General features: G+C 49.5%; 3 protein-coding genes. 1 reads left to right on the top strand and 2 read right to left on the bottom strand.

Annotated elements, in window-relative coordinates:
- Window positions 1-371 precede the first annotated feature (371 nt).
- Window positions 372-1,253 carry an SDR family oxidoreductase gene (locus NG833_RS29590; protein ID WP_254568848.1) on the top strand — a complete coding sequence of 294 codons (882 nt, stop codon included), beginning with the start codon at window positions 372-374 and terminating at the stop codon, window positions 1,251-1,253.
- A 241-nt stretch (window positions 1,254-1,494) separates the two neighbouring features.
- On the opposite strand, the gene NG833_RS30725 is transcribed toward NG833_RS29590, so the two are convergent.
- Both NG833_RS30725 and NG833_RS29585 read right to left on the bottom strand, forming a co-directional pair.
- Window positions 1,495-1,626, bottom strand: a complete 132-nt coding sequence (locus tag NG833_RS30725) for a hypothetical protein (protein ID WP_256556217.1) — start codon at window positions 1,624-1,626, stop codon at window positions 1,495-1,497.
- Window positions 1,627-1,853: 227 nt separating this feature from the next.
- A complete protein-coding gene (locus tag NG833_RS29585) occupies window positions 1,854-5,411 on the bottom strand; it encodes a response regulator (protein ID WP_254568847.1) in 3,558 nt (1,185 codons plus the stop codon).
- Between the last annotated feature and the right edge of the window lie 211 nt (window positions 5,412-5,622).

Raw genomic sequence — 5,622 nt, 5'->3', positions numbered from 1 at the left:
TGCAACAAATAAATCACCCAAATGCGATGCTTAAGGAACTAAAAAGACGTTCTTAGCCCGCGCAGGCACCGCTTCGTCCTGTGAGCCTCCACCCTTGAGGGTGTGGGTTTTTGGGTATTTTATTTTTTGGAGTTCCCTAAATCCGACAAGCGAGAAAATATTAAGGTTTCTTCACTTCAGGACTTAGAGAAAGATTAAACGGTCAAAAACGCCAGAGCTTACCCCCCTTATTTTCAAAATTTAGGGACACAGCTAAATCTCCCCACTGGGTTACTGCCACTTAATGGATACTTCGGAAAACCGCCTCTAGCCCTTTTTTTTAGAATCGGTTAAAATAAGCAAGAGACTGATTCATTTATCCATAAATAAAGATGTTCTTAGTTACTGGAGCAACAGGAAGTTTAGGACGGCGCGTGGTGCGGGTTTTGACCAGTAGACAAGTACCCGTGCGTGCTTTTGCGCGGTTGAGTTCGGACTACAGCGAGTTAGAAAACCGAGGTGCTGAGATATTCATTGGCGACTTAAAACGGGAACGGGATATACAAAAAGCCTGTGAAGGGGTGAAGTATATCATCAGCGCTCATGGTGGGAAGGAAACCGGAGGTGCACAGGCGATCGATTATCGGGCAAATATTGACCTGATTGATTATGGGAAAGCAGCGGGAGTTGAGCATTTTGTGTTCATTTCTGTGCTGGGTTGCGATCGCGGTTATCTGGATTCCCCAGTGTTTAAAGCCAAGCGAGAAGTGGAAAAATATTTAGAAAAAAGTGGCTTGACTTACACCATTTTACGTCCTTCTGCCTTTGACTCGGCTTTAATTCCCTTTGCACAACGATTCAAAGAAACGGGGATTTATTTAAGTCTCGGGGACTTGCGAAATCGCACCTCCCCGGTGAGTACCGATGACTTAGCCAAAATCGCAGCAGATTCCGTATTAGTCCCCGAGGCAGCGAATCAAATTTTCCCGGTGGGAGGGCCAGAAATTCTCTCTCGCGAAGAAATTCCCCAAATTTTTGCCCGCATTTTTAATCGTGACCCCCTGATTATCAATCCCCCGATGATGGTCTTTGATGGGGTCCGCAATGCCTTGGGATTGGTGAATCCGGGGTTACAGAAATCTCTGGGAACGTTGCGTGTGTTGGTTTCTAATGAGTTTTTCTGCACGGCGGAAGAAATCGCAACTTTAGAGTCAACCTTTGGCATAAAGATGGAGTCGTTAGAAAGTTTTATTCGCCGGTATGTCAGTTGTTGATTGAGTGAGTTTGAGTCTTTTTTTTAAACTGGAGTTAAGCAATTGTAGGGTGGGCACTGCCCACATGAATTACGGTGGGCAATGCCCACCCTACTCCTCCTATAAATCAAAAAGGGGTGTCTGGATAGACACCCCTTTTTGGCTCGGTAATATTCCGTTGTCAAAGTCATTAATTGTTGCTGCATTTAAGCATTTCCCTGATTGACTGGATTTAATCCATTGATGATGCGAAGTGAACCCATTAAGCGCTACGTTTGAGGGAACCATCAGAATATAATTCCATTGGTACTAACTCTAGTTTTCCGTTGACTTGGACTTTCGAGTAAACCATTTTGACGAATTGCTTGCGCTGGGTCCGACAGCGAGGTAACATGATTTTGTCCTCCGATTTGCTTCTTCTTTTCTTATACTCCCACTATCTCTCTGTTCAGGATAAATTGGGGTGATTTGAGGCCGAAGGGATTGTGATAGTTCTCTGACATGAATGCGATCGCCCTCATCGGTAACCGTGATTTCAAACACAATCCCAGATGAGGACAAATCCTTGAAAATTACCAACCCGATAATAACCTTTTGTTAATCCGTGATTAGCCCTTAATTTTACCCTTCTTCCCGAGTTTGTTCCCCATCGCTTCCCCTAGAATGACCATGAACCATAAAAGTTAAAACGGTTTCATCAATACCCTTGAATTGCAGGGAACCGAACTTAACAATTTCATCATCATGGAGATAATCCGCCACCGCTGCGGATACGAGAATTGTACCGGGGTCGGCAGCTTCCTGCAAGCGGGAGGCAATATTCACACTCGGACCGATCGCCGTATAATCTGACCGCAAATTGCCGCCAAACATCCCCACCACCGCAGTCCCTTGATGAATCCCACAGCGGAACTGGACCCGAGGTAAACCTTGCTGTTCCCAGTTTTCATTTAAGCGATCGAGCGCTTGTAACATTTGCCTAGCGGTGGAGATCGCCCGTCTCACCTGTTCATTCGGCGTCAAATCCTCCGGTGCACCAAACATCGCCACGATCGCATCCCCAACAAACTTATCCACCGTCCCACCATTATCAAACACCGCCTGCGTCATTTCCGTTAAATACTGATTCAACACCTCCGCCACCCGGCGCGATCGCAACGTATTCGCCAACTGAGTAAACCCGACGATATCGCTAAACAAAATCGTAATCAACCGGGGTTCCGGACGTAAATCCAGAGACAACTCCCCAGAGGCCGCTTTTTGGACCATAGAAGGGGGTAAAAACCTCCGCAGGACCGACTCCGTTAAATAAGTATTCAACTGGGCCACCCGACGCTCATTTTCCTTGAGTGCCAGTAAATTTCTCACTTCCGCTAACAATTCGCGATCGTTAAACGGTTTCGCCAGATAAGCATCGGCCCCCCTTTCCGCCCCTTCAATGCGCGTATCCTCATTCACCTTTGCCGTGAGCAAAATAATCGGCGTTCCCCGTAACGACTCATCCTCGCGAATCATCTGGATCATATCCAAACCCGAAACCAACGGCATCATCAAATCCGTAACAATTAACTGGGGACGATGATTAATCACCACATCAAATCCTTCCGCCCCATTCCGGGCCAAAACGACTCGATATCCTTCTTTTGTGAGAATCCCCGAGACATAATTTCGCAAGTCTGGATTGTCATCCACCACCACAATTGTGGGGTGGAGAGTGTGAATCGTGGAAGGTTGTGCTGGTTGCACCATCCCAGTAGGACCGATAAACCCGACCCCATCCTCTTCCATCTGCACATCGGCCAATTCCACGGAAGCGCGGGCCGGTTCTACTCCCGTGGGTACTTCAATAATTTGGTCCGGGGGTAAGTGAGAATTGCCCAGGGGTAACCAGACCATAAAGGCCGAACCTTCCCCATAGTTCGATTCAACGGCGATGGTTCCCCCATGTAGTTCGACCAATTCTTTGGCTAAGGCTAACCCTAACCCACTGCCTTCATAAGAGCGATTTGCGGACCCTTCCGCTTGACGAAAGCGCTCAAATAAGTGGGGAACTTGATCCGTGCGAATCCCAATTCCCGTATCCTTAACTTGGAGTAAAGAATAATCCCCAGCTTGTTCCAAGGAGACCATAATTTTACCTCCAGCGGCGGTAAATTTCATGGCATTGGAGAGGAGATTGTAAAGGACTTTATCAAACTTTTCCAAATCTAAATAGAGGGAAGGACAAGGCTGTAAATCCGTGGTGATTTCGATGCCTTTTTTCTCGCAATAGGGGCGAAAAATTTCCACGGTTTGGGAGACAAAGGCGAGTAAATCGCAGGGACGAAATGTGGGCTGCATCCGACCAGCATCGAGGCGTTGTAAGTCTAGGAGTTGATTGACCAAGCGCAGGAGACGACGGGTATTTCGCAGGGCGATCGCCGCTTGTTCCAAGGGTAAATCTTGGTGATGCTCTACGGCAGATTCCAAAGGACCCATCATCAGGGTTAAGGGGGTGCGGAACTCATGGGAAATATTTTGGAAAAATTCCGTTTTCAGGCGGTTGAGTTCCAGGAGTCGTTCCGCCTGCTGGCGGGTTTTTTGGTAGAGACGAGACTGATGGACAGCGATCGCCCCTTGTGCAGCCACCGCTTGGGCTAAATCAATTTCCGAGGGATGCCAACGCCGGGGCGATCGGACTTGGCGCAGGGTAATGCTGCCGATAATTTCGCCATCAGAGATTAAAGGAACGACTAATAAAGCCCTGGCAGGCGATCGCAGGGGTAAATCCATGACATTCCATTCCGGCTGCTTTTCCAGGTCATCCACCACCACCGGAGCCCGAGTGGTGAGGAGTTCTTGCAACACCGGATTCCCGGCGATCGGAACCACCGATCGCGGCAACTCCCCGGAATGAGGGCGAGGTTCCCCTTTGACTTCCTGGGAGAGGTTGGCACCAGAGAGTCCGACCTGTTGAGTTGCTTCATTCTCCAGTCGTTCTCCCTCCGATGCTTCCACCGCTTCCCTGGCCGCATCGTACAATCCGACACACTGCACATACTCATCTTCCACCGTCCATAACGACAATGCACAACCATCCGCCTGTAACGCTTGGCCAAGTTGTTGGGCGATCGCCGCAAAAATATCTTTCGGATTCAGACTCGACCGAATCGCCGTAGTAATCGTATTCACCAGGGCCTCGCGCTTCGCCAGGGCCTGGACCTGTTCATAAGCGCGGGCCTGGGATAGGGACAACACCGCCTGATCCGCCACCATAAACACCAGTTGCACCTCATCATCCTGCCACTCCCGGCGAGATCCACATTGGTGCAATGCCAAGACTGCCATCAGTTCCAAGCGAAACATCAGGGGGACCACCAAGCAGGAGCGAATATCTGCCGCTTTTAACATCTGTCGCCGTTGCTGGAGTTGAGGCGTCTTTCCCTGTAACGGTTCATCGGTTTCCACATCATTGATCACCTCAATATCATGGGTTTCCCAAACCGTCTGTGCCAACCCCAGGGGTTCTGAGATGGGTCCCGAGGGGGCAAGGGGCAGTTTTGGCCCTTGACCGTTGGACTTGATCGTGCCCAGTTCCCGCTTTTGATACATAAACCATTCATCAATAAAGCGGCCATCCTGATAGGGACGCAGAATGCAGTAGCTCACCTCAAACATTTGGCCGAGGGTATCGACAATCGTCTGCAAAATCTGGGCCTCAGTCGTCCGAGAGCGAATGGTGTTGGTAATGGCATTGAGTAAAGATTCCTGGCGCAGAGTGCGGCACAGTTCCCTTGTCCGCGCTTTCAGGACATTGTGGGTATCTAATGCTTGGGCGACCAAAGCCTTGAGTTCATCAGCATCCCAGGGTTTGGTGACATATTTAAAAACCTTGCCTGCATTGATGGCATCAACGAGGTCCTCGACATCAGTGTAAGCCGTCAAGATAATCCGGATGGCATCGGGATATTGAGTTGCTGTCAAACTGAGTAATTCAGTCCCACTCATTTGCGGCATCCGCTGATCCGAAATAATCACCGCCACATCCCCCGCCTTTGCCAGCAACTCTAACGCTTGTGGGGCATTTTCTGCCGTCAGCACGTTATAGTCCCGATAAAAGGTGCGATAGAGCAAGTCGAGGTTATCTGGTTCGTCATCAACGACCAGAAGTTTCGGCTTATTATCTGTTTCGATACTCATGCACCGCTCTCCTAGAATCAGGGGGAGTTATATCCAATTTCTTATTGTTCTGTTGACTTGTTTTTAGGGTCACCGAACCGCAGAGGCAGACGCCCGATGTCCCGTGGTTCGCGAGTACCGAACCGCAGAGGCAGACGCCCGATGTCCCGTGGTTCGCGAGTACCGAACCGCAGAGGCAGACGCCCGATGTCCCGTGGTTCGCGAGTACCGA

The organism is Oscillatoria sp. HE19RPO, from assembly GCF_024220515.1.
Lineage (GTDB): Bacteria > Cyanobacteriota > Cyanobacteriia > Cyanobacteriales > Laspinemataceae > Laspinema.
This window is presented reverse-complemented; position numbering and strand designations above follow the sequence as displayed.

Coding starts and splice junctions, on each gene's coding strand:
- NG833_RS29585 (WP_254568847.1), bottom strand. CDS start 5,411: ATGAGTATCGAAACAGATAATAAGCCGAAACTTCTGGTCGTTGATGAC.
- NG833_RS30725 (WP_256556217.1), bottom strand. CDS start 1,626: ATGTTACCTCGCTGTCGGACCCAGCGCAAGCAATTCGTCAAAATGGTT.
- NG833_RS29590 (WP_254568848.1), top strand. CDS start 372: ATGTTCTTAGTTACTGGAGCAACAGGAAGTTTAGGACGGCGCGTGGTG.